At 72.2% G+C, this 22,192-nt stretch carries 23 protein-coding genes, 2 tRNA genes and 1 pseudogene; 8 read left to right on the top strand and 18 right to left on the bottom strand.

Translation table 11 applies throughout. From position 1 onward, the window contains the following. Window positions 1-181 precede the first annotated feature (181 nt). From ACZYRU_RS25780 to ACZYRU_RS25820, 9 genes are all read right to left on the bottom strand, one after another. On the bottom strand, window positions 182-406 hold the full coding sequence (locus ACZYRU_RS25780) for a hypothetical protein (RefSeq protein WP_488959967.1): 225 nt from the start codon (window positions 404-406) through the stop codon (window positions 182-184). A gap of 562 nt (window positions 407-968) precedes the next feature. Beyond that, entirely contained in the window at window positions 969-1,484 is a 516-nt protein-coding gene (locus tag ACZYRU_RS25785) for a hypothetical protein (protein ID WP_488959968.1), read from the bottom strand. A gap of 142 nt (window positions 1,485-1,626) precedes the next feature. Continuing rightward, a tRNA-Ala gene (locus tag ACZYRU_RS25790) sits at window positions 1,627-1,702 on the bottom strand. Window positions 1,703-1,751: 49 nt separating this feature from the next. Continuing rightward, window positions 1,752-2,639 carry a divisome protein SepX/GlpR gene (gene sepX, locus ACZYRU_RS25795; RefSeq protein ID WP_488959969.1) on the bottom strand — a complete coding sequence of 296 codons (888 nt, stop codon included), beginning with the start codon at window positions 2,637-2,639 and terminating at the stop codon, window positions 1,752-1,754. Window positions 2,640-2,712: 73 nt separating this feature from the next. Then, window positions 2,713-3,333, bottom strand: coding sequence for a GNAT family N-acetyltransferase (locus tag ACZYRU_RS25800; protein WP_488960057.1), 621 nt, complete (start codon window positions 3,331-3,333; stop codon window positions 2,713-2,715). A 20-nt stretch (window positions 3,334-3,353) separates the two neighbouring features. Beyond that, entirely contained in the window at window positions 3,354-3,842 is a 489-nt protein-coding gene (locus tag ACZYRU_RS25805; protein WP_488959970.1) for a MogA/MoaB family molybdenum cofactor biosynthesis protein, read from the bottom strand. After that, on the bottom strand, window positions 3,839-4,318 hold the full coding sequence (gene moaC, locus ACZYRU_RS25810; RefSeq protein ID WP_488959971.1) for a cyclic pyranopterin monophosphate synthase MoaC: 480 nt from the start codon (window positions 4,316-4,318) through the stop codon (window positions 3,839-3,841). Before moaC ends, ACZYRU_RS25805 begins: the two co-directional genes overlap by 4 nt. After that, window positions 4,311-5,510 (bottom strand): molybdopterin molybdotransferase MoeA, encoded by a 1,200-nt coding sequence (locus ACZYRU_RS25815; RefSeq protein WP_488959972.1) that lies wholly within the window; start codon window positions 5,508-5,510, stop codon window positions 4,311-4,313. The genes moaC and ACZYRU_RS25815 overlap by 8 nt, the downstream gene beginning before the upstream one ends. After that, the gene (locus ACZYRU_RS25820; protein WP_488959973.1) at window positions 5,503-6,894 is read right to left on the bottom strand and encodes a UTP--glucose-1-phosphate uridylyltransferase; all 1,392 of its coding nucleotides are present in this window, start codon (window positions 6,892-6,894) and stop codon (window positions 5,503-5,505) included. The genes ACZYRU_RS25815 and ACZYRU_RS25820 overlap by 8 nt, the downstream gene beginning before the upstream one ends. A 29-nt stretch (window positions 6,895-6,923) precedes the next feature. Between ACZYRU_RS25820 and ACZYRU_RS25825 the strand changes: the two genes are divergently transcribed. Next, window positions 6,924-7,544, top strand: a complete 621-nt coding sequence (locus tag ACZYRU_RS25825; protein ID WP_488959974.1) for a 5-formyltetrahydrofolate cyclo-ligase — start codon at window positions 6,924-6,926, stop codon at window positions 7,542-7,544. A 51-nt stretch (window positions 7,545-7,595) separates the two neighbouring features. On the opposite strand, the gene ACZYRU_RS25830 is transcribed toward ACZYRU_RS25825, so the two are convergent. Further along, window positions 7,596-10,226, bottom strand: a complete 2,631-nt coding sequence (locus ACZYRU_RS25830) for a penicillin acylase family protein (protein ID WP_488959975.1) — start codon at window positions 10,224-10,226, stop codon at window positions 7,596-7,598. 96 nt (window positions 10,227-10,322) lie between these two features. Between ACZYRU_RS25830 and ACZYRU_RS25835 the strand changes: the two genes are divergently transcribed. The 3 genes from ACZYRU_RS25835 to ACZYRU_RS25845 are packed head-to-tail and all read left to right on the top strand — an operon-like array spanning window position 10,323 to window position 11,746. Next, window positions 10,323-10,634: an FmdB family zinc ribbon protein gene (locus ACZYRU_RS25835; RefSeq protein WP_488959976.1), complete on the top strand. Its 312-nt coding sequence runs from the start codon at window positions 10,323-10,325 to the stop codon at window positions 10,632-10,634. Between the two features lie 59 nt (window positions 10,635-10,693). Then, the gene (locus ACZYRU_RS25840) at window positions 10,694-11,335 is read left to right on the top strand and encodes an SAF domain-containing protein (protein ID WP_488959977.1); all 642 of its coding nucleotides are present in this window, start codon (window positions 10,694-10,696) and stop codon (window positions 11,333-11,335) included. Window positions 11,336-11,395: 60 nt separating this feature from the next. After that, complete coding sequence (locus ACZYRU_RS25845) at window positions 11,396-11,746, top strand: MscL family protein (RefSeq protein WP_488959978.1); 351 nt, start codon at window positions 11,396-11,398, stop codon at window positions 11,744-11,746. A gap of 115 nt (window positions 11,747-11,861) precedes the next feature. Here the strand turns inward: ACZYRU_RS25845 and ACZYRU_RS25850 are convergent, their stop codons facing one another. Next, on the bottom strand, window positions 11,862-12,035 hold the full coding sequence (locus tag ACZYRU_RS25850) for a hypothetical protein (protein WP_488959979.1): 174 nt from the start codon (window positions 12,033-12,035) through the stop codon (window positions 11,862-11,864). Between the two features lie 11 nt (window positions 12,036-12,046). Then, window positions 12,047-13,465, bottom strand: coding sequence for an LCP family protein (locus tag ACZYRU_RS25855; protein WP_488959980.1), 1,419 nt, complete (start codon window positions 13,463-13,465; stop codon window positions 12,047-12,049). Between the two features lie 207 nt (window positions 13,466-13,672). Here ACZYRU_RS25855 and ACZYRU_RS25860 point away from each other — a divergent pair. Next, window positions 13,673-13,745: transfer RNA gene (locus tag ACZYRU_RS25860), tRNA-Arg, on the top strand. 40 nt (window positions 13,746-13,785) lie between these two features. Here ACZYRU_RS25860 and ACZYRU_RS25865 read toward each other — a convergent pair. From ACZYRU_RS25865 to ACZYRU_RS25890, 6 genes and pseudogenes are all read right to left on the bottom strand, one after another. Continuing rightward, complete coding sequence (locus ACZYRU_RS25865) at window positions 13,786-14,811, bottom strand: phosphotransferase family protein (RefSeq protein WP_488959981.1); 1,026 nt, start codon at window positions 14,809-14,811, stop codon at window positions 13,786-13,788. Next, window positions 14,808-15,986: an acyl-CoA dehydrogenase family protein gene (locus ACZYRU_RS25870; RefSeq protein WP_488959982.1), complete on the bottom strand. Its 1,179-nt coding sequence runs from the start codon at window positions 15,984-15,986 to the stop codon at window positions 14,808-14,810. Before ACZYRU_RS25870 ends, ACZYRU_RS25865 begins: the two co-directional genes overlap by 4 nt. After that, window positions 15,976-16,743: an SDR family NAD(P)-dependent oxidoreductase gene (locus tag ACZYRU_RS25875; RefSeq protein ID WP_488959983.1), complete on the bottom strand. Its 768-nt coding sequence runs from the start codon at window positions 16,741-16,743 to the stop codon at window positions 15,976-15,978. The genes ACZYRU_RS25870 and ACZYRU_RS25875 overlap by 11 nt, the downstream gene beginning before the upstream one ends. Window positions 16,744-16,784: 41 nt before the next feature. Next, a complete protein-coding gene (locus ACZYRU_RS25880; RefSeq protein ID WP_488959984.1) occupies window positions 16,785-17,846 on the bottom strand; it encodes a thiolase family protein in 1,062 nt (353 codons plus the stop codon). 73 nt (window positions 17,847-17,919) lie between these two features. Continuing rightward, window positions 17,920-18,030, bottom strand: a pseudogene (locus ACZYRU_RS25885) (hypothetical protein); the annotation flags it as partial. 30 nt (window positions 18,031-18,060) lie between these two features. Continuing rightward, window positions 18,061-19,089: an NADP-dependent oxidoreductase gene (locus ACZYRU_RS25890; protein ID WP_488959985.1), complete on the bottom strand. Its 1,029-nt coding sequence runs from the start codon at window positions 19,087-19,089 to the stop codon at window positions 18,061-18,063. A 54-nt stretch (window positions 19,090-19,143) separates the two neighbouring features. On the opposite strand from ACZYRU_RS25890, the gene ACZYRU_RS25895 reads away from it, so the two are divergent. The 3 genes from ACZYRU_RS25895 to ACZYRU_RS25905 are packed head-to-tail and all read left to right on the top strand — an operon-like array spanning window position 19,144 to window position 22,149. Then, window positions 19,144-19,722, top strand: coding sequence for an alcohol dehydrogenase catalytic domain-containing protein (locus tag ACZYRU_RS25895; RefSeq protein ID WP_488959986.1), 579 nt, complete (start codon window positions 19,144-19,146; stop codon window positions 19,720-19,722). Next, on the top strand, window positions 19,719-20,186 hold the full coding sequence (locus tag ACZYRU_RS25900) for a MaoC family dehydratase (RefSeq protein WP_488959987.1): 468 nt from the start codon (window positions 19,719-19,721) through the stop codon (window positions 20,184-20,186). Before ACZYRU_RS25895 ends, ACZYRU_RS25900 begins: the two co-directional genes overlap by 4 nt. Next, a complete protein-coding gene (locus ACZYRU_RS25905) occupies window positions 20,179-22,149 on the top strand; it encodes an oxidoreductase (protein WP_488959988.1) in 1,971 nt (656 codons plus the stop codon). Before ACZYRU_RS25900 ends, ACZYRU_RS25905 begins: the two co-directional genes overlap by 8 nt. Window positions 22,150-22,192: the final 43 nt, after the last annotated feature.

Below are 22,192 nucleotides of genomic sequence, written 5' to 3' on the forward strand. Positions count from 1 at the left end.
GCTTTTCTGACCGACGCCCGAACCCAGAAGATCCAGAACAAGTGGCCGCGGGTTCCGGAAGCCCTCCGGCTGACCGCCGTCTTGCTTCCCGCCGCACCCGGCGACGAAGAGAACATTACGCACACCCCCTGCGGAACGACAAATCGAAACCGCATGACCCGGGCCACACCGCCTGGACCCGTCAGATCCGGGGCTCGGCAGCGGCTCGGATGCGCGCCACCTCGGCGCGGGCGTGGCTGACGTCCTCGCTCTCGGCGCCCCGGCTGGCGGCCACCTCGTGGGTGAGGTCGAGGATCGCGTGCCGCAGGTGCCTGCGGGCGCGACGCGCGTGGTGGGTCGGCCCGGCCTTCCGGTAGGCCTTGCCGGCCTTCCTGTCCAGCACCGCCTCGATCTCCTCGACGGACACGACTCCGTCGGCCGCCTCGGGCGCCAGGATGTCGCGACGAACTGGTGCTCCTGGCCGACGGCGAGCCGGAAGGCGATGCGCAGCAGGACCATGGCCAGGACGATCGAGCCCGCCATGGTGACCAACGTGAGCAGACCGCTGCCGAAGCCGAGCCCGGCGGCGTCGTCCCACGTGAAGTGGAGGAACATGCCAGCGAAGGACGAAGGCGATGCCTCGCCCGGGCCGGCGGCGCTGGGCCGCCGTACCGATCAGGTAGACGAAGCCGCTGCAGACCAGGGCGCTGAACAGCGGGTGCGACACGAAGCTCACCGCGATCCGGGTGAAGGAGTTCGACACGGCGTTGCCGACCGGGTCGGTGCCGAAGGCCGTCATGGTGCCGTTGGCGGCGCACAGGAAGTCCTCGAAGGCGGCGAGCCCTGCGGCCCAGCTGTTGGTCCAGTCCTGAACACCCAGAAGCAGAGGTTGCGCGGCTGGAAGAAGGTGAACCGCTCGCCCCAGGCGGACACCTCCAGCGCGTCGTTGCAGCGCTGCTCCGCGTGTGCCCGCTCGCCCATCAGGCTGGTCATGAGTCGGCCCGCTCGACGACACGGACACTGACGATCATGTCCTTGATGTCGGGAGCCGCTGCCGTCATCTGGGCGGGGGCGCCGAACGCACGGATCTCCACACCCGTGCCGTCGATCGCGAACGCGGCCACGATGCCGTCACCACGAGCACTGCTGTAGGTCTGCAGCACCCCGGTCTGGCCCGAGGCCGCGGTGATCGTCGTCGTGTCGCCGTCGACCACGAACGACGGGTCGTCGGTCGAGCTGGTCACCTTGGCGATCTGGGCCACCAGCTCGCGCGGCGTCCCGCCGAACTTCCCGGGCATCACGTCGAGGGTCACCCCGTCCCCGACGAGCGTGGCCGCGCCGGAGGGGGGCGACAGTGCGAGTCGTTCACCTGCCTGGACCGGGTCGTCCCAGGCGACGGCGTCATCGATGCGTGGCACGACCACCGTGAGGACCACGAACACCGCCAGGACGGCCAGCGCGGTCGGGAAGGACCTGTTGTCGAGGCCCAGAAGGCGGTGTTCCACCGGCACCTTCCTCCGGGCAGGTGCATCGGCGTCCGTCGCGCTTCGTCGCCGTCCCGAGGACGGATGGGGCGAGCGCCCGCGATGGCGGAGCCCGGAAAGCGACAGGGCCCCTCGCCTCGGGAGGCGATGGGCCCTGACTGCTTGGTGGAGGTGAGGGGATTCGAACCCCTGACCTTCTCATTGCGAACGAGACGCGCTACCAACTGCGCCACACCCCCAAGCGAGGAGAAACGGTAGCACCCGCTGATCAGCGGGACCGAATCGGGGTCAGCTGCCGGTGGCGCGGCGCTGCTCGGCGTCCGACGCGGCAGCGTCCTGGGCGCGCTGGGCGTCGGCCTCGCGGGCCAGCTGGGAGTCGGCCTCGTTGCGGCCCGAACTCCAGACACCGGTGGAGTCGAGGTCGATCGTGCGGACGGTGCGGCCGGCCGGGGCCTTGGCGACGTACGTCGGCAGCGGGACCGGCACCGGGGTCCAGCCCCCTTCCACGGGGGCGGCGGGCTCCGCTGCAGGCTCCTCGAGGAGCTCGGCCGTCACGACCGGGATCTCGTCGGTGTCGTCGCGCAGCTCGTCGAACGGGCCGACGTCGTCGGACTCATCGGACTGCGACGCGTCCTCGGCGGCGAGCTCCTCGTCGGCGAGCGTCGTACGACGCTTGCGGACCGATGTCGAGCGGGCGGCGCGCTCGCGCTTGACCATCAGGCGACAGGCGACGAGCCACGCAGCCATCAGGGTCACGGGGGCGGCCAGCCAGGACCAGGCGACGACCTTGCCGATCGCGAGGGCGGCGACGACCACGATCGCGAGCAGCAGCAGGTTGAAGACCCGGCGGCGGCGCGCGGCGGCGCGACGGGCAGCCGCGGACTGGCGGAGCCGGCGCTGGACCGACGACTCCGCGGCGGGGCGGGTGGCACGCGGCGCAGGGGTGGGCGCCGCGGGCTCCTCGTCCCGCTTGTCCCGGACGGGCCGGCCGGTCGCGACCAGCTCGGCCTCGGAGGACGACACCGCGTCCCGCCGGGCGAGCACACGCAGCCGGTCGGAGAACCCGTCGACCGAGCGGCTGGAGGCGTCCTCCTCGTGGCGCCGCAGCGCCATCGGGATGAGGTACACCGCCCACGCCACGAACAAGGCGACGAAGATCAGCGAGCTCAGGTCCACACCGAGAGGTTAGGAGCGGTACCTCAGCGCGGGGCGCATGTCCATCGGTGTGTCACAGATTGATTCGTGTGACTCATGTGATTTGACGGTCGAGGCGGACGAGGACGCCGCGGGGGGCCTCCTCGCGGGTGACGGCGAAGATGCGGTGGTCGCGCCACTCGCCGTCGATGTGGAGGAAGTACGGCGCATAGCCGACCTCGCGGATGCCGAGCTTCTCGACGACCCGCAACGAGTTGGAGTTCTCGGGGCGGATGCAGATCTCGATGCGGTGCAGGCCGCCGAGGAAGAAGCAGTGGTCGATGACCATCGCGACGGCACGCGGGATGACGCCGCGACCGGCGAACTGCTGGTCGATCCAGTACCCGACGGACGCGAACTGCGCGGAGCCGCGCACGATGTTGTTGACGCTGACCTGGCCGGCGAAGACACCGTCGACCTCCACCACGAACGGGTACGTCGTCCCGCGGCGCGCGGCCCTCCGCAGCCGCTTGACCAGCGCGCGGAACGAGGTCGGGCGGGCATCGGAGCCGGGCGGGGCGGTGGCGTCCCAGGGGCCGAGCCACACCGCGTTGCGGCGGCGGGCGGTGCGCCAGGCGCGGGCGTCGGAGCGCGCGATGGGGCGCAGCCGGACGACGGGGTCGGTGCCGGAGATCAGCTCGTTGGGCCAGGCGCGGCCGGGGACGCCGACGATCATCCGCTCGCGGGGGGCCTCACTCAATGGTCGCTCCCGACGATCTGCTCCACGGCGTGCACGAGGACCGGCTCGAGCACGGCGAGCGCGTCCTTCACCCCGCCGCGTGAGCCGGGGAGGTTCACCACGAGCGCCTGACCGGCCACGCCCGCGAGTCCACGGGACAGGACGGCGGTCGGGACACCCTTGGCGACACCGGCGGCACGGATCGCCTCGGCCAGGCCGGGGACCTCGCGGTCGAGCAGCGGGCGGGTCACCTCGGGGGTGCGGTCGGTCGGGGTGAGGCCGGTACCGCCGGTGGTGAGCACGACGCGCGCCCCGCCGGCCACGGCCGCCGAGATCGCCTCCCCCACCGGCTCGCCGTCGGGCCGGACGACCGGATCACCCACCGCGAAGCCCCACGAGCGCAGGGCGTCGACGATGAGCGGACCGGTGGTGTCGTCGTACACACCCGCAGCGGCGCGGTTCGACGCGACCACCACCACGGCGGACAGGTCAGGGGAACCCGTCACCGCGACCAGTCCCCCGACTTGCCGCCGGTCTTGGTCTCGACCCGGATGTCGGTGATGACGGCGCCCTTGTCGACGGCCTTGACCATGTCGACGACGGTGAGCGCGGCCACGGACACGGCGGTGAGTGCCTCCATCTCGACGCCGGTGCGGTCGGTGGTCTTCACGGTCGCGGCGATCTCGACGGCGTCGTCGGCGACGGTGAGGTCGACGGTCACCCCGGAGATCGACAGCGGGTGGCACAGCGGGACGAGGGCGGGGGTCTGCTTGGCACCCATGATCCCGGCGATCCGGGCGACGGCGAGCGCATCGCCCTTCGGCACGCCCTCGCCACGCAGCAGGCCGATCACCTCGGCCGAGACGAGGACCCGGCCGGACGCGGTCGCGACCCGGTGGGTCACGTCCTTGGCCGACACGTCGACCATCCGCGCCGCGCCGGAGGCGTCGACGTGGGTCAGTCGTGCCTGCTCGTCAGCCATGGAGGCCCTCCTGGGGTCGCGGGTGCAGGGCGAGCACCTCGAGTGGCGTGCCCTCGGGCACCAGCCTCCCCGAGGGCGGTACGACGAGCAACGCGTCGGCCGCGGCGAGCAGCCGCTGGGAGTGGCCGGCGTGCCCGGGCAGCGGCCGGACGGCCCCGGACGCCTCGACGACGGCGGGCAGCAGCACGGTCCGGTCGCCGGCCTTGACCGACGCTGCCAGGGGCGCGGTCAGCGGCTGCCAGGGGGTGCCGGCGAGCGCGTGGAGCAGCGGGACGACGTACAGCAGGAAGGCGGCGTAGGCGGCGATCGGCGTCCCGGGCAGGGTGACGACGGGGACCCGGCGGCCGTCGGAGGCGACGAGCACGCCGCAGCCCTGAGGGCGGCCGGGCTTCATCGCGACCGGGCCGAACCAGAAGGCGGGGTCCTCGCGCAGGGCGGCCTTGACGACGTCGTGGTCGCCGGCGGAGATGCCGCCGGTCGTGACGACGACGTCGGCTGCCTCGGCCGACGCGGCGAGCAGCGCGTGGAACCCGGGGAGGTCGTCGGGAGCAGGCCCGTACGCGGCGGCGTCGGCGCCTGCGTCGCGGCCTGCGGCCACCAGGGTGGGCGAGTTGCTGTCGGGCACGTGGCCCTCGACCAGCTCGGCCCCGGTGGACAGGACGGCCAGCCGCGGGCGGGCGTGCACCGGGGCCGACGATGCGCCGACGGAGGTGAGCAGGCCGAGCTGGGCCGGTCCGAGCCGGACCCCGGCAGCGAGCGCGACGTCGCCCGCCCGGACGTCCTCGCCCTCGAACCGAATGTGCCGACCGGCGTTCGCGCGCTCGCGGACCTCGACCGGGTCGGTGCCCGACGTCCACTCGAACGGCACGACCAGGTCGGCCCCGGGCGGGACGGGGGCGCCGGTCATGATCCGGACCGCCGTGCCGGGTGCGAGGGGCATGACGGCGTCGCCGGCCGCGACGGCGCCCGAGACCGGCAGCGACACCGGCACCGAGGCGACATCAGCGGCGCGGACCGCGAAGCCGTCCATCGCGGCGTGGTCGAACGGCGGCACGGAAAGGTCCGCGACCACGTCGGCGGCGAGCCGCCGGCCCAGCGCCTCGGCCAGAGGCACGACCTCGGCGTCCAGCGCCCTGACGCCCTCGAGGACCCGCGCCCGGTGCTCGTCGACCGAGCAGGCCGGGTCAGTCATCCGACCCCGACAGGACCTCGCCGGCCGGGATGCGCTGAGCGCTCTTGGCGCCCAGCTCGACGGCACCGACGACCTGCACGCCGTGGCCGAAGGTCCAGTCGCCCTCGACCTTGAGCGCGGTGGCCTTGGCCAGGGACGGCGCGCCCTCGGGGAAGCGCTTGTCGAACTCGCCGACGACCTTGTAGTGGGCGACGTCGAGGTCGACGTACGGGACGTCGGTGGCGACCTGGGTGAGCGCGAAGTCGGCGCCGATCTCGTAGACGTCGGAGCGCAGCACCAGGAGGTCGTTGGTCGTCTTGACCGGGATGAACCGGTCGCGGCCGACCTCGATCAGGCGCGCGCCGTCGAAGACCTCGATCGCCGCACCCATCGCGGTCTCGATCTGGACCACCTCCGGCGAGGACGGGTCGGCGGGGTCGACGTGCTTGACGTTGCGGATCAGCGGCAGGCCGAGGATGCCCTCCCGACCGTCGAGCACCGCCTTCATCGCCCGCAGGTCGAACCACAGGTTGTTGGTCGAGGTGAACCGGTGCCGGTCGAGGTCGGCCAGCGCCGCCTGGTCCTCGGGCAAGGTCTGCGCAGTCTCGCGCAACACGATCCGGCCGTCGGCCTTGCGGCGGGCGAAGTGGCCGCCCTTGCGGTCCGAGGCGGTACGACGGACCGCCTCGATGGCGAACGGCGCACCGGTCGAGGCGAACCAGCCCGCGACCCGGGGGTCGGGTACGGCGCCGAGGTTGTCGGAGTTGGAGACGAAGACGTAGCGGTAACCCTGCTCGATCAGCCGGTCGAGCAGCCCGGTGCCGCGCAGTGCGGTGTAGAGGTCGCCGTGGCCGGGCGGACACCACTCGAGGTCGGGGTCCTTGGGCCAGCTGGCCGGCGTCAGGTCCGAGGTGAGGAGCTTGGGCTCCTTGTTCTGCAGGAACTCCAGGGGCAGGCCCTCGACAGCGAGGTCGTCGTAGCGGCCGAGGGCGTCGAGCGTGTCGGAGGACGTGCGGAAGGAGTTCATGAAGAGCAGCGGCAGCCGGGCGTCGTACTGCCGGCGCAGGTGCAGTGCCTGCCGGGCGATGATGTCGAGGAAGGACAGCCCGCGGCGCACGCACAGCAGGGACTTGGCGCGCTCCATGCCCATCGAGGTGCCGAGCCCACCGTTGAGCTTGATCGCGACGGTCTTCCCGATCGCGTCGGCCGCAACCTCCTCGGAGACCTCGACGTCGGCGAGGCTCTCCATGTCGACCGGCTCGATGGTCGACTCTGGGATCATGCCGGTCTCGCCGTGCTCGAGCAGCCGGTAGTAGTGCGCGAACGTCTCGATCGCCACGGGGTCGACCCCCGCGTCGAGCATCTTCGCCCGCGCCTTCTCGAGACCGCCGCTACGGCCACTCATACCCATACTGCCGATCGTAGGCTGGTCCGGTGACAGGTCCACAACCGTGCCACGGAGCGGCCAAGGTCGCGGCCCGCGACCAGCTCCTCACCGCCCGTCGGCGCCGCTCGCTGACCGACGTCGGCGCCGCCGCGCGAGCCATCGCCGACCACCTCCTCGCAGCCCCGGAGGTACGCCGGGCAGCCACCGTGGCGGCGTACGTCTCCGTCGGCACCGAGCCCGGCACCACCGCCCTGCTCGACCTGCTGGTCGAGGCGGGCAAGCGGGTCGTGCTGCCGGTGCTGCTGCCCGACAACGACCTGGACTGGGCGGCGTACCACGGCCCGACGTCGCTGGCACCGGCCCGGCGCGGCCTGCTCGAACCGGTCGGCACGCCCCTCGGTCCCGACGCGGTCGCGACCGCCGACGTCGTGCTCGTCCCCGGCCTCGCGGTCTCCCGCGCGGGGTTGCGACTGGGCCGCGGCGGCGGGTCCTACGACCGGGCGCTGGCCCGAGTGCCCGTCGGCACCTTCACCTGTGTCCTGCTGTACGACGACGAGGTGCTCCTCGACGTCCCTGCCGAGCCGCACGACCGTCCGGTCGCCGCGGCCGCCACTCCTGCCGGCGTGGTGCGGTTCAGCCCGATCAATCCGTTCGATCGATCGGATTGATCGCCGAGGTCTCGCCGCAACGTGAGCGAACCGCGCAATTGAACGGTCCGGTCAGCCCCCGGGCTTGAGCAGCAGCACGTCGTCGGCGGCCCGGTCGACTGCCTTCTCCGAGAACACCCACGGCAGCGTCTCGCCGCGGGCCCAGAGGTCGGTCTGGTCGGTGTAGTGCGGGTGGAAGGCGTGCCCGGAGACGCCGGTGAGGTTGATCCAGCGGGCCGCGTCGAGGTCGTCCAGCGGGACGACCATCCGCATCGAGGGTGCGGTCGCGACCTGGTAGCCGGCGCGCGCGTCCCAGCCGGTCGCGTTGACCAGCGAGCCACCGCCGCCGACCTCCCAGCCGCCGCGGTTGAAGAGCCGCTCGACGATCCCGATGCCGGACTCCCCCAGCGTCGAGGAGCGCAGCTCGAGCTCGTGCAGCGCGCCCCAGGTCCACTCGTCGGGGTTCGGCGACTCGAGCGCGGTGAGCTCGTCGCGGGCCGCGATCATCGCGTCGCGCAGGATGTCGCTGCGCCGCTCGACCTTGTCGTCGGTGCGCACGTCGTCCCACCACGGGTTCTTGCCGCGCGGCAGCAGGGCGCTGACCACCGCGAACCACCGACTCCCCCCGTTGGGCTGGATCACGTCGGGCAGCTCGTCGGAGAAGGTGCGGGAGAGGACCTCGCGCCACACGACGTTGAAGTACGCCGCGGCCGGGCTGTCGGCGTCCTGCTGGTAGTTCCACGACTTCAGCAGCCTCTGCCCGTCGGAGTAGTAGCCGTGGGGCAGGTCGACGTCGAGGAGGTACGGCGTGAGCGCCTCCCCGATCGCGCTGCGGTCGTCGAGCTGGATGGCCGCCATCGTGTCGACGCCGAGCTCGTCGTCGGCCGCGAGCAGCCGGTTGATCCGGTCGGAGCGGTAGCCGAGGTCCCAGTCCGAGGTGAGATACGGCGGGTAGCGGGTCGGGTCGATCACGGCCTGGTTGGCCGTGGCGATGATCCCGGAGTCGGGGTCGAGCACGTGGGGCAGCTCGTCGTACGGCACGACGTCGCCGGTCCAGTCGGTCTCCTTCAGCCAGCCGGCGGCGGGCTGAAGGCCGTCGTTGCCCGGACGGCGGATCGGCACGACGCCGGTCGCCTGGTAGCCGATGTGGCCCTCGGTGTCGGCGTACACGACGTTCTGCCCCGGCACCGCGAAGGACGAGAGCGCCTTGTGGAAGGACGTCCAGTCGCTGGCACGGTCGAGGGCGAGCAGCGCATCGGCGGTCGGGCGCGGGGTGAGCGCGGTCCAGGCGAGCGAGATCGCCGGGTCGGCCTCGTCCTGCGCGTCGGCGACGTCGTCGACCTGGTCGAGCAGACCGTCGTCGGTGACCTCGACGTCCTGGTCGGCAGCGAACCGGGCGAGGTCGGACAGCAGCGGGCCGTGACTGGTCGCGCGGACCGTGAGCTCGACGTCCTTGCCGTCGCGGACCGCGATCTTCTCGGTACGCAGGGTCAGCGGGACCTGCTGGCCGTCGTACTCCCACTCGTCGCCGGTGACCCGCTCGACGTACAGGTCGGTCACGTCGGGGGCGAGGTTGGTGAAGCCCCAGGCGATGTCGCGGTTGTGGCCGATCACCACGCCGGGCACGCCGGAGAAGCTGAACCCGGCGACGTCGTAGGGGCACTCGACCGACAGGGTGCGGCAGTGCAGGCCGACCTGGGTCCACACGCCGGGCAGGGAGATCCCGAGGTGGGGGTCGTTGGCGAGGATCGGCGCGCCGGTGTCGGTGTGGTCGCCGTCGACGACCCACGCGTTGCTGCCGATGCCGTCGCCCTGGCCGAGCAGGGCGGGTACGCCGGCCAGCACGCTGCGCACCTTCGCGAGTGCCTGCACGGTCGCGGGGTCGCCGAGCGGCGGGCGGGCGAGGGAGCCGGCGCCGGCGCCGGTCGCGTCCTGGTCGAAGACGCCGTCGACCACGCCGCCCTGCTGGACGATCGGCGCGTGCGCGCCGTACGGGTAGCCGGGGTAGAGGTCCTGGGTGCGGTCCTCGCCGACGGTCGCGGTCGCGATCGCGCGGCCGATCTCCTCGTCGAGGTTGCCGCGCAGGTCCCAGGCCATCGCCTTGAGCCAGGCGACCGAGTCGACGGCGGTCCACTGCTCGGGCTGGTAGTCGAGGCCGGTGATGCCGAGGAGGGCGTACTCCAGCGACATCTCCGAGGTGGACCGGCCCTCGAGGTAGGCGTTGACGCCCTCCGCGTAGGCGTCCAGGGCGCTGCGGGTGGCCGGCCGCAGCATCGCGACCTCCTTCTCGGCCACCTCGCGCCAGCCGAGGGTGCGCACCACGAGATCGGTCTCCAGGCCGGACTTCCCGAAGAGCTCGGAGAGGCGCCCGGCGGTCGCGTGGCGGCGTACGTCCATCTCGAAGAAGCGGTCCTGCGCGTGCACGAAGCCCTGCGCCAGCATCAGGTCGTGGGTCGAGTCGGCGTAGATCTGCGGGATGCCGTGGTCGTCGCGGACCACCCGCACCTCGCCGTCGAGGCCGCTGATCGACAGCTCCCCGCCGGTCTGCGGCCAGGAACGCCGCACGCCGACGACCGCGGTGGTCAGCCCGGCGACCAGGACGAGGACGAGGAGCACGCCCAGGGCCGCGGTCCAGCGCAGCCAACGGGGCCAGCGGGCTCGAGCCGGGGCCGGGGCCGGGGAAGGAGAGTCGAGGTCCGCCATGGTGGGCGCCATTGTGCCGTGAGGTTGCTTGCTGACGTAGCATTGGCACTCGCCCGGTAAGAGTGCTAGGGCGAGAGTGCCAAGCGAGGAACGTCGATGCCCACCTACCAGTACCTGTGCACCGAGTGCGGTCACGCCTTCGAGCAGGTCCAGAAGTTCAGCGACGACGCCCTGACGACGTGCCCTGAGTGCACCGGCAAGCTGCGCAAGGTGTTCAACTCGGTCGGCGTCGTGTTCAAGGGCTCCGGCTTCTACAAGACCGACAGCAAGTCGTCGAGCAGCGCGTCGAGCACGGCGTCCAGCACGCCCGCGGCAGCGTCGTCCGCCTCGTCGAGCAGCTCCTCGAGCAGCTCCTCGAGCGACTCGTCCGGGTCGTCGAGCTCCAGCTCGGCCGCCTCTCCCGCCTGACGCACCCTCCCTGTGGAGGACGCCGGCAGCCGGCGGCGCGGCGGCCTACGGTCGCCCGCATGGAATCCCGCTCACTGCTGCACCGGCTGCGTGACGCCCGCGACCAGGTACGACGACGGGTGCTGCGCCGTCGGCGACTGATCGCCGCCCTCCTGCTCGGCGTGGGCGCTGCTGTCGCCGTGCGCTCCGTCGCGCCGCCACCGCCCGCGACCACCACCCTCCTGGTCGCCGCGCACGACCTGCCCGCCGGGCGCGAGGTCGCCGCCGCCGACCTGGTGTCGGTGGAGGTGCCACCGGACGTCGTGCCGCAAGGACTGGCTCGCACCCCCGTCGGTCGGCGCCTCGCGGCGCCGGTGCGGGCCGGCGAGGCGGTGACCGACGTCCGCCTGGTCGGCCCGGCCCTCGGCGCGGCCCAGCCGGCCGGCACCGTCACCATGCCCGTCCGGCTCTCCGACGCGGGTCAGGTGGCGCTGCTGAGCGCCGGCGACCGGATCAGCCTGCTCGGCACCGACACCCAGGCGGGCACGACCGAGGTGCTGGCGCGTGACGCGACCGTGCTCGCCGTACCGGATCCCTCGTCGGCCGCCGACGGCGCGCTTCCCGGGCGCCTCGTGGTGCTGGCCCTAGATTCTGCAGCCGTGTACCACGTCACGTCGGCGTCCGCTGCCGAATACGTGACTTATACATGGAGTCGCAGTTAGTTTCGGTGCCACAAGAGGGTCCCGACCTCCACCACTCGTCTCGGGAAAGAGGAGAGATTCATGTCCGGGTTCAAGAAGTTCATCCTGCGGGGCAACCTGGTCGACCTGGCCGTTGCCGTGATCATCGGCGCCGCGTTCGGCACCGTCGTCAAGGCCTTCACCGACCTCCTGATGGCCTACCTCGCCAAGGCCGGCGGCGCGAAGAAGGTCGGCGTCATGGAGCTCGGCGGCGTCGACGTCGCCCCGTTCGTCAACGCCGTCATCGCCTTCGTCATCCTGGCGGCGGTCGTGTACTTCTTCGTCGTGGCGCCGTACACGAGGGCCAAGGAGCGGTTCTTCCCCGACCCCGAGCCGGGCGAGACCGAGCTCGACGTGCTCACCCAGATCCGCGACTCGCTGGCCAGCCGCTGACCAGCAGCACTGCAGCACACGGGACCGAGGGCCGGTGGGGACATCCCCACCGGCCCTCGGTGCGTTCCGGGGGTCTCGTGACGGCCGCGGGCGGCCTCCTCGACCTCCGGTGCTGTCAGCTGCCGTGGTGCGGCGGGACCTGCGACCTGAGCCAGCGGTCGCCGGCGCTCTCGCGGGCCGCCGGCTGGACGTCGTCGCGCTCGTCGGAGGTCACCGACGGCTCGACGTCGCCGAAGATCTCGGCCAGCCTGCGCCGCCGCTCCCAGTCCGTCTCGCGCTGCTCGCCCACGACGACCTGCCTCAGGTGCACAGGCCGGCGGCCTCGCGGCCGGAGGCGCTGAGGCCTCCGGGCGTGACCGGCGGGGTCTGCGTGCCGTTGCTCGCGGTGTCGCCCGGCGTACCTCCCGGCGTGCCGGACGGGGTGCCGGTGTCGGAGGGGGTGGCGGAGTCGGACGGCGACTGCGAGGCGGTGCCGCTGGCGGACGCGGTGCCGTCGGGCTTGTCGCCGGCGCTGAGCGCGTCCTTGAGGAACTCGGGCGTCAGGGGACGGTCCTTGCGGACCAGCTGCCACAGCTTGGCGACCTCGGGTGTCCACTCGATGCCGGAGCTCACCTTGTCGGAGTAGACCCACGGCGTGGTGATGAACTTGATGTTGTCGGCGCCGATGCCCTTCGCGGTGACGGCCAGGTCGGCCATCTGCGCGATGTTCCTGAAGTCGGTGTGCAGCGACGAGGACGCCGCGTTCATGAAGCCGATCAGGCGGTCGGGCCGAGCGATCATGCCGGCGGTGAGCGCCTTGTTGATCATCGAGCCGATGAACGCCTGCTGACGCCGGGTGCGGTTGGGGTCGGTACCGTCACCGATCCGGTACCGGGCCCGCACGTAGGTCAGCGCCTCGTTGCCCTTGATCTCGCGGGTTCCGGCCTTGAGGTGGATGTTGTGCGTGCTGTCGTCGATGTCCTCGGGGATGCAGACCTCGACGCCGTCGAGCGCGTTGACCATGTCCCGGAACTGGTTGAAGTCGACGAGCACGTACTTGTTGATCCGCACGTTCGTGGCCTTCTCGAACTGGCGGATCGTGCACGCGGGACCGCCGTACGCGAAGGCGGCGTTCCACTTCTCGTAGCCGGTTGCCGCCGGGATCTCCTCGCCGTCCTCCTTGTAGCAGGTCGGGCGGATCACCGCGGTGTCACGCGGCACCGAGATGCCGTAGGCGAACTTCCGATCGGCCGAGAGGTGGAACAGGATCGTCGTGTCGGACAGGCCGCCACCGGCCTCGCCGTCGATCCCGTTGCCCTTGCCCGAGCGGGTGTCGGTGCCCATGACGAGGATGTTCATCGCCTTCTTGGGACCGGTGTCCTCCTCGGTCGGCCGGTCGGGGCCGAGCTGGGCCCCGAGGTCCTGGGTGTCGATGTTGCTGTTCCAGTTGTTGTAGATCAGCACGACACCCAGGCCGGTCGCCAGGCCCAGGGAGAGCAGGCTGGCGAGGATGACTTTGAAGACGACCTTGCCGGGCTGCGGCCGCTTCCGACGGCCACCGGCAACCCGCCGTGCCGAACGGCCGGTCGGGGTGGCCGGGGCGGCCTGGGCTCCGCGGGCACTGCGGCTGCCTCGCTCGTTGCGCGGGCGGCGCCGGTCGCGATCGGCCCGCGAGGTCGGCACCCGGCGGGCGCGGCTCCCGGGCGCGTCGGAGCGCCTGGTCTCGTCGTCCTGCGTCATGGATCACCTGGTCGTGTGGCCGCTCGCGGCGGATGGTCTGTACTCGACGCTGCTGCCGAGTCAGCGGCCGATCGGCACCCGGTGGTACCACGCCCACCGTACGGTCCGCATCAAGTGCGGCGGCGAGTCGCTCACCATTGTCACCGCTCCCCCGGGCGTCGACCCAATCCGGGCCGGGCCGTGCCGACCTGACAAGATGGCCCCCACGCCCCAGTAGCTCAGTGGATAGAGCAGCCGCCTCCTAAGCGAAAGGTCGCAAGTTCGACTCTTGCCTGGGGCACCGAGGGGAAGCACACGCCGGCGGGGCACTCCGTCCGGCGTCAGCCCCGATGACGTGCAGCGAGCTCGAGGTAGGGCTCGACTGCCTCGCCCGCCGTGTCGAAGCCGGCCCCCGATCCGGAGCCCGCCCTGCGCCGGTGGTCGATGCCGGCGGAGATGACCGCGATCTTGAAGCAGGCGAGGGCGTGGTGGAAGTCCCAGTGCTCCAGAGCGGCACCGCCGGCGCGCTCGTAGCCAGCGGCGAGGTGCTCGACCGACGGCAGCCGCGGGCTGGTCCAGGCGCTGGGGGCGCCGACGACGAGGTCGAACGGCTCGTACCGGTAGGCGCACATCATCGCGACGTCGGCGACAGGATCGCCGATGGTCGAGAGCTCCCAGTCGACGACGGCGGCGACCCGGTCGGCGGAAGTCGCGTCCGGGCGCCCCAGCAGGGTGTTGTCGACGCGGTAGTCGCCGTGCACGATCGAGGTGCGCTGCTGTTCCGGGACGGCCGCGCCGAGCCGAGCGACGACCTCGCGGGCCAGGCCGCCGAGGCGCTCCTCTCCCACCGTCTCCCACTGCCCGGACCATCGGCGCAACTGACGTGCGGCGTAGGCGTCGGGTCGGCCGAGTGACTCCAGGCCAGCGGCGACGTGGTCGACCCGGTGCAGGGCAGCCAGGGTCTCCAACAGGCTCTCGACGACGACCGGCAGCCGGTCGTCGCCGTACGCCGCGAGGTCGTCCTGGGTCCGGATCGCGACCCCCTCGACGAAACCGCTGACCGTGAAGGGTACGCCGAGCACGTCCTCGCCCTCGTGGAGCAGCACCGCGTCGGCGACCGGGACGTCGGAGGACATCAGGGCGGCGGTGACCCGGTGCTCGCGGGCGACGTCGTGGGCCGATGCCGTGCGGCCCGCGCGGGGCGGGGTCCGCAGCACCCACCGGGTGCGGCCGTCGGTGATCGCATAGGTGAGGTTCGAGCGGCCTCCCGCGATCAGCACGGACTCCAAAGGCCCCGACAGCGCGACACCGGCGCTGCCGAGACGATCGGCGACCGCGGCCAGCTCCGCGGCACTCAGCTCGCTCATCGCTCGCCTCCCGCGAGTCGTCGTACCGCACGCTTGGCGATGGACCAGCGGTGCACCTCGGACGGCCCGTCGTAGATGCGGAACGGCCGGATCTCCCGGGCGATCCGCGCCACGGGCAGGTCACGGGACACACCGAGCCCGCCGCACATCTGCGTCGCCCGGTCGACCACCCGGTGCAGCGCCTCGGCCGCGAAGGTCTTCGCGATCGACGTGGACTCCGACGCCCGCCCTCCGTCGTCGAGCTCGCGGCAGGCCTCCAGCAGCAGCGCACGCGTCGCCGCGAGGTCGATCTCGTTGTCGGCGATCATCTGCTGCATCATCCCGAGGTCGGTGAGGCGCCCACCGAAGGCCTCACGCCCCGCGACGTGCCGCACCGCGACCTCATGCGCACGGCGAGCCGCGCCGGACCAGCGCATCACGTGGGTCATCCGGGCCGGCCCCAGACGCACCTGGGCGTAGCGGAAGCCCTCGTCCACCCCACCCAGGACGTCCTCGTCGGACACGAAGACGTCGGTGAACCGCATCTCGCAGTGGCCGCCGAGCATCGAGCGGTCCACGGTCCCGATGTGGCGCACCACCTCCAGCCCGGGCGCGTCGGCCGCGGCGAGGAGCATCGTCGCGCCACCGGCACCGCCCTGCTCGCCGCTGGTACGGGCCATCACGATGAAGAAGCCCGCACCGTCGGCGCCGGTGATGAACCACTTGTGACCGTTGACGACCCAGCCCCCGTCGACCTTCGTCGCCCGGGTGGACAGCATCGACGGATCCGCCCCAGCACCCGGCGCCGGCTCGGTCATCGCGAACGCCGAGCGCACCGTGCCCGCGACCAGAGGCCGCAGGAAGCGGTCACGCTGCGACGGGGTCGCCACGTGGTCGAGGAGGTGGATGTTGCCCTCGTCGGGCGCATTGATGTTCAGCGCCATCGGCCCGAACAGCCCTCGCCCCGCCGCCTCGAAGACCGGCGCGCGATCCACCATCCCGAGTCCGAGCCCGCCGCAGTCGACCGGACCGTGCGGCGACAGCAGCCCCACGGCGGCGGCCTTCGCCTGCAGCTCACGGCGCAGGTCCTCGCCACCGGCCGCCTCGACATCGCCGTCGTGCTCGTCCTCGATCGGCAGCACCTCGCGGCGTACGAACTCCTCGGTCTCGTCGACCAGCGCCCGGTCAGCCGACACTTGCGCCGCCGTCGACGTAGAGCGTCTGACCCGTGATGTACGACGCCTCGTCGCTCGACAGGAAGGTCACCGCAGCAGCGATGTCGCCCGGCTGTCCAACGCGGCGAACGGGAACAGCCTCGGCGTTGAGGCGACGGAACTCGTCGACATCGAGCTTGAGCCGGGCCGCGGTGGCATCGGTCATCTCGGTGGCGATGAACCCGGGGGCGACGGCGTTGACGTTGATCCCGAACGGGCCGAGCTCGATGCCGAGGGTCCGGGTGAAGCCCTGGATGCCCATCTTGGCGGCCGAGTAGTTGGCCTGGCCCCGGTTGCCCAGCGCCGAGATCGAGGAGATGTTCACGACCTTGCCGTACTTCTGCTCCACGAAGTGCTTCTGCGCGGCCTTCGTCATCAGGAACGCGCCCTTGAGGTGCACACCCATGACCAGGTCCCAGTCGTCCTCGGTCATCTTGAACAGCAGGTTGTCGCGGGTGATGCCCGCGTTGTTCACCAGGACGTGGATCCCGCCGAGCTCGGCGACGACCCGCTCGATGGCGGCGTCGACCGACGCGCCGTCGGAGACGTCGGCGCCCACGCCGATGGCCTTGGCGCCCTCGACCAGGGGCAGCTTGGCAGCGGCCTCGGCGGCAGCGGCCTCGTCGAGGTCGACGATCGCGACCGATGCGCCCTCCTCGGCGTACCGGCTGGCGGTGCCGAACCCGATCCCTCGTGCGGCTCCGGTGATGACGGCGACTCGCCCGTCGAAACGACCCATGACTCTCCTCGATCTCGTTGTTCTCGTGGGTGGTGCCGGTCTCAGACCCGGCGGAAGAGGGCGGCCAAGGCCTGGCCGCCGCCGATGCACATCGTGACGATCCCCAGCTCGAGGTCGCGTCGGACCAGGTCCCGAGCGACGCGGAGCGACAGGATCGCGCCGGTCGCGCCGACCGGGTGGCCGAGCGCGATCGCGCCGCCGTACGGGTTGACCCGCTCAGTATCGAGTCCGGCGTCGCGGATGCAGGCGACCGCCTGGGAGGCGAAGGCCTCGTTGAGCTCGATCGTGCCGACGTCGGCAGGCGTCGTCCCGGTCTTCTCGAACAGCGTCTTGAGCGCGAGGACCGGGGCGTAGCCCATCAGCTCCGGCTCCATCGCAGCGGTGGCCACGGCCTCGAGCGCGACCAGCGGCCGCAGTCCGCGCTCGGCGGCCGCCGAGGCGCGGGCCAGCACCACCGCAGCAGCACCGTCGTTGATCCCCGACGAGTTGCCCGCCGTGACCGTGCCGTCCTTCGTGAAGGCGGGCCGCAGACCGGCCAGCGTCTCCACCGTCGTCGCGGGCCTGGGGTGCTCGTCCTCGATCACCGTGACCGGCTTGCGGCCGCCCACCTCGACCGGCACGATCTCCTCCGCGAACACCGCCTTCGCCTCCGCGGTCGCGGCCCGACGCTGCGACTCGGCCGCGAACTCGTCCTGCTCGACCCGCGACACGCCGTACCTCACCGCAACGTTCTCGGCCGTGACACCCATGTGGATCCCGTGGAACGGATCGGTCAGCATCATCACGGTGCCGTCGACCAGCGAGCGGTCCCCGAGCCTGTAGCCGTCGCGCGCCCCGAAGTCGTAGAACGGCATCCGGGTCATCGACTCGTCGCCACCGGCCAGCGTGACGTCCAGCCCGTTCCAACGCATCTCCATCGCCGCCGACCAGATCGCCTGCAGACCCGAGCCGCACAGCCGGTTCACCGTGTACGCCGGCACATCGGTCGGCAGTCCGGCCGCGATCGCGACCCTCCGGGCGTTGTAGGCGTCCGGCCCGACCTGGCCGATGCAGCCCATGACGACCTCGTCGACGTCGGCCGCGTCGACGCCCGAGCGCGACAACGCGCCCCGGACGGCGGTCGACGTCGGCCGCGTCGACGCCCGAGCGCGACAACGCGCCCCGGACGGCGGTGGCCCCCAGCTCGAACCCGGGGACCTCCTTGAACACCCCACCGAAGCTGCCGATCGGGGTTCGCACCCCGTCCACCAGCACGATCTTCTCCTCCACCATCAGCTCCACCTTCATCGGTTGACTCGTCGTGACGCAGCGACCGGCTCAGAGCCGGACGAGCGTCTTGCCGACCGTGCGGCCGGCCAGCATGTCGGCCATCGCGGCGGGGGCGCTCTCGAGTCCCCCGTAGACGGACTCGCGGTGGACGACCCTCCCGTCCCGCAGCCACTCCCCGACCCGCTGCTCCATCTCGGGCAGCAGGTCGAGGTGGAGGCTGCCGCGGAAACCCGCGAGGGTCAGGTGCTTCGCCGTCGCGAGGAAGATGTTGCGCGGCCCGCGAGGCTCCGACTCGTAGTCGGAGACGGTGCCGCACAATGCGATCCGGCCATGCATGCGCATCGCGTCGAGCGCGGCCTCGAGATGGTCTCCACCCACATTGTCGAAGTAGATGTCGACGCCGTCCGGAGCGAGCCGGCCGAGCCCGTCGCGCAGCGACTCGTCGCGATAGCTGAACGCCTCGACCCCGAGCTCGTCCCTGAGCCAGGCCACCTTCTCCGGCGATCCCGCGGTCGCGATCACCCGATGGCCCAGGTTGCGGGCGAACTGGGCGACCAGGGACCCGACCGCACCGGCACCCGCCGACACCCACACCACGCCGCCACCGTCGAGGCCGTCGACCAGCGCAAGTCCGCTGTACGCCGTCAGGCCCATCGGCCCGAGCGGCCCGAGGTACCACTGCGGCTCGGCGGTCGACAGATCCAGGCGCCGAAGCGTCCCGAGCCCGTTCATCGCCTCCTCATCGGCCCGGACGACGGCGTGCTCACGCCAGCCGAGGGAGTGGCTGACGGTGTCGCCGGGCCGGAAGCCGGCGGCGCGGGAGGCGACGACCTCGCCGACCGTGAGGATCCCGTCCATGGCACGCCGGAGCGGGAAGGACGCGAAGTAGCCGTCCGGAGCCGCGGCGCGCAGCCGCAGCCGCAGGCCCGGATCGACAGACGTCCAGGTGTTGCGGACGAGCACCTCGCCCTCCGCGAGCTCGTCGGGGTCGGGCAGGTCGACCACCGCCACGACGAACTGCTCCGCGCAGATCCGGCCGGTCGGGTACGTCGCGACGTGCAGCTGTGCACTCTTCATCGTGCGCCTCCTCGGTGCTGGACACCGCCAGCGTACCTGAACTAACTTCAGTTCATGAACACTGAGACGATGCGGGCCTGGCAGTGGACCGGGACCGGGCACCCCCTCCGGCTGCATGACGTCCCCGTGTCCACACCCGCGGCCGACGAGGTGCTGGTGCGCGTGCGCGCGGCCGGGATGTGCCATTCCGACGTGGGCGAGCTGGACGAGCCGTCCTGGCGCGACAGGATCACCCGGAACCCGATCACCCTCGGGCACGAGATCGCGGGCGAGGTGGTCGCCGTCGGCCGCGACGGCGGGTACGCCAGCCACCACCTGGCCCCGGCCAGCGACCTGGTGGCCGTCGCCGCGGTGAGGCCGGGCGGCACGGTGGTCACGGTCGGCCTCGGCGCCGAGCAGACGACAGTGATCACCGCGGACGTCGTACGCCGCCGGGTACGCATCGTCGGCTCCTCCGGAGGCACCCGGACGGACGTCGAGGCGGCCTACCGCGGGCTCGCGAGCGGCGCGCTCCGGCCGACGGTTGAACGGCTGTCCTTCGCCGAGGTTCCTGCCGGGATCCAACGCCTGCGCGCGGGCACGGTCCGCGGCCACCTGGTCGTCGACCCGACCGACACCGGAGCAGCGGCATGACGCGGGTGTTCCACGGCGCCGCGGAGTTCCGCGACGCCGCTGGCGGCGAGCTCGGGATGAGCGACTGGCTGACCATGGAGCAGCCCCGGATCGACGGCTTCGCCGATGTCACCGAGGACTGGCAGTGGATCCACGTCGATCCCGTGCGCGCTGCCGCGAGCGACCTCGGCGCGACGATCGCGCACGGCTACCTGGTCCTCGCACTGATTCCCCGGTTGAGCGCGGAGATCTTCGAGTTCGCCGGTATCGACCGGGCCATCAACTACGGCCTGGAGCGCGTCCGGTTCCTCGCCAGCGTTCGGCCGGGCGACCGGCTTCGGGCGCGGGCCGAGCTCGTCGAGGTGGCCGACCATCCCGCCGGCGCCCTGGGCCGGGTCCGCTACACGCTCGAGCTGGACGGCAGCACCCGACCGGCGTGCGTGGCCGAGGCGCTGATGCTCGTCATCGGAGGAGATCGTGCCTGATCGCCCCGGTCTGGCCGAGCCCCTGCACCTGGCCGGCCGTGTGCTCCGCAACCGCCTGGCCGCCACGGCGCACGGCCTCGCCGCCGTCGACGACGGCATGCCCAACGACGCCGACGCCGCCTACTGGTCCCGGATCTCGCGCGGGGGTCCGGCCCTGGTGATCACCGGCGGCGTCCAGGTCTCCGCCCCGACGACTCTGCGACAGCGCTACCTCGGCGAGGCCTGGCACCCGTGGGCGGCTCGCGGCTTCCGCAAGCGCGCCGACGCGATCGCAGCAGGCGGAGCCGTGCCGGTCGTCCAGCTCGGCCATCTCGGACGCGAGACCCTCGGCGCGCCGACCTTCTTCCCCTTCGAGGCGCCCAGCGCCGTCCGGGGACCACGGGAGCCGGTGGCGTCACGGGTGCTGGGCACCGACGACGTGCCGGGCGTCGTCGCATCCTTCGGGACGTCGGCCGCCAACATGGTCGAGGCGGGCTACGAGGGCGTCGAGATCCACGCCGCCCACGGCTACCTGATCGCCCAGTTCCTCTCCACCCTCGTCAATGACCGGTCCGACCGCTACGGCGGCGACGTCGTCGGCCGGACGACGCTGCTGCTCGAGATCGTCGAGGAGATCAGGCGACGGACGCCCGGTGCGTTGCTCGGCGTGCGGTTCTCGGTGGAGAACGACCCCGGCGGTCTCAGCGCAGACGACCTCGCCGAGGTCGTCGAGGTGCTCGCCGCCCGCTCTCCCGTCGACTACGTCAACGTCAGCTTCGGGAACCGGGGCCACTACGTGCGGGACATGGCGACCGGCGAGCCGCCGCTGGCGCAGGAGGTGAGCGGTCTCGCGAGCGCGGCCGGCGTGCCCCTGCTCGTCTCGTCCGCCTTCCGGACCCGCGAGCAGATCACGTCCGCACTCGACGACGGCGCCGCCCTCGTGGGCATGGCGCGCCCGTTCCTCGCCGATCCCGAGGTGGCACTCAAGCTGCTCGAGGACCGCGAGCACGACATCCGCCCGTGCGTCTCCTGCAACGAGGAGTGCCGGGCCTTCGAGCCCACGGCGATGTGCACGGTGAACCCGTCGCTCGGGCCGGACGGCGCGGCCCGCAAGCCGGCACAGCCGATCCGGATCGGGCGCCGACCCCGGCAGCCGGCCGGCCGCGTGGCCGTGGTCGGTGCCGGTCCGGCCGGGCTCGAGTGCGCACTCACCCTCGCCGGAGACGTCCGGACCGAGGTCACCCTGTACGACGCCGCGGACGATCTCGGCGGCCAGCTCCGGATCGCGGCGGCCGGCTCCGGCCGGCACACCTGGGGCGCCCTGCTCGACTTCTACCGTCGTCAGCTGGCCAGCTCCGGCGTCCGGCTCGTCCTGGGCACCAGGGTCGACGGCACCGACGAGCTCGCGCAACATGACGCGATCGTGTGGGCGCTCGGGGCGACCGAGGCCGCGACCACGGACCAGGGCGGCCCTCAGCGGACGACCTCGACCGACTTCCTGCTCGGCGCCGCCGCTCCCCGGCACCCGGTCGTCGTCGACGACGGCTTCGGATGGTGGCCGACCGTGACCGCGGTGGAGACGGCGCTGGCCCGCGGCGCGGAGGCGGTCACCGTCGTCTCGGCCGGACCGGGGTTCGCCGGGTCCATCCCTGCCGAGTCACGGCTGCAGCTGATGGAGCGGCTGCACGGCGCGGCCCTCCGCGTGCTCCCCCACACCCGGATCGGCTCCGCCGGCCCGGATCGGCTGACCGCGCACCACAACGGCTCCAGCCTGGGCGTGGAGCTCACCACCGACCTGGTCATCGCGGTCGGCGAGCGTCGGGCACGCCCCGCGCCCGACGCCGGCCCAGTGCCAGCGCTCGCGATCGGCGACTGCGTCATGCCGCGCCGGGTCTCCCACGCTCTCGCGGAGGGTCGCGCCGCGGCCGCCACCCTTCTCGGCGAGGACGTGGTTGCGGTCACACCCCATCGCCACCTAAACTGAACTCATCTCAGTTTGCTTGGCAGGGGGACACCTGCCTGACGAC

The organism is Nocardioides sp. F233, from assembly GCF_057813895.1.